General features: G+C 65.2%; 1 protein-coding gene. It reads right to left on the minus strand.

Features of this window, described 5'->3' with window-relative positions; all coding sequences use genetic code 11:
* The coding region (locus tag Asi02nite_RS41245) for an IS630 family transposase (protein WP_203719480.1) at nucleotides 1–1088 on the minus strand (1088 nt) is incomplete at its 3' end.
* Between the last annotated feature and the right edge of the window lie 38 nt (nucleotides 1089–1126).

Below are 1126 nucleotides of genomic sequence, written 5' to 3' on the forward strand. Positions count from 1 at the left end.
TGTCCTGAGTCGTTAATGCGGGTGCAGTAGCGTTTGATGGATTCGAGGATCTGGTCGGCGGTCTTGGTCCAGACGTAGGGCTTGGGGTTGTCGTTCCAGGTCTCGATCCAGGCGCGGATGTCTTTGTTGAGGGCGTGTACCGAGCGGTGGGTGCCGCGTTGCAGTTTCTTGGTGGTCAACTCGCCGAACCAGCGTTCGACGAGGTTGAGCCATGAGGAGCTGGTCGGGGTGAAGTGCAGGACGAAGCGTGGGTGCGCCGCCAGCCAGCGTTTGATCGCGGGGGTTTTGTGGGTGGAGGCGTTGTCCAGCACGACGTGGACGTCCAGGTCGGCGGGGACTTCCCGGTCGAGGGTGATCAGGAATTTCTTGAACTCGATCGCCCGGTGCCGGGCATGCAACGAGCCGATGACCTTGCCGGTGGTCAGGTTCAGCGCCGCGTAGAGACTGGAGGTACCGGCGCGTATGTAGTCGTGGCTGGCTCGCGCGGGGGTGCCGGGCAGCATCGGCAGCACCGGGGCGGTGCGATCCAGCGCTTGGATCTGGGACTTCTCGTCGACGCAGAGCACGACGGCCCGTTCGGGCGGGTCCAGGTAAAGCCCGACGACATCGCGGACCTTGTCGATGAACTGTGGGTCCTTCGACAGCTTCCACGTGTCCTGCCGGTGTGGTTGCAGGCCGAACGCCCGCCAAATCCGGGACACAGCGGTCTGCGACAGACCCACCTGCGCCGCGAGAGACCGGGTCGACCAGTGGGTGGCGTCTTTCGGCGTGGTCTCCAAAGTGGTCGTGATGACCCGTTCGACGTCGGCGTCCGCGATCGTGCGAGGCCGGCCAGGGCGAGGCTCGTCCAGCAACCCGTCAAGCCGATCGGCAGCGAACCGGTTACGCCACTTGGTCACCATGTTCCGCGAAACCCCCAGCGACGCCGCGATCTGGCCGTTGGACACCTCAGGCGCATCCGCACACGCCAGCACGACCCGCGACCGCAACGCCAATCCCTGCGCCGAGGACGGCCTGCGCGACCAGGCCCGCAACCGCTCACGCTCGTCATCAGCGAGCACGACGGGAACCGCTACCGGATGAGGCATGCCCCCACCCTACCCACTGACAACGATTTAACGACTCA

The organism is Asanoa siamensis, assembly GCF_016862555.1.
In the GTDB taxonomy this organism is placed as follows: domain Bacteria; phylum Actinomycetota; class Actinomycetes; order Mycobacteriales; family Micromonosporaceae; genus Asanoa; species Asanoa siamensis.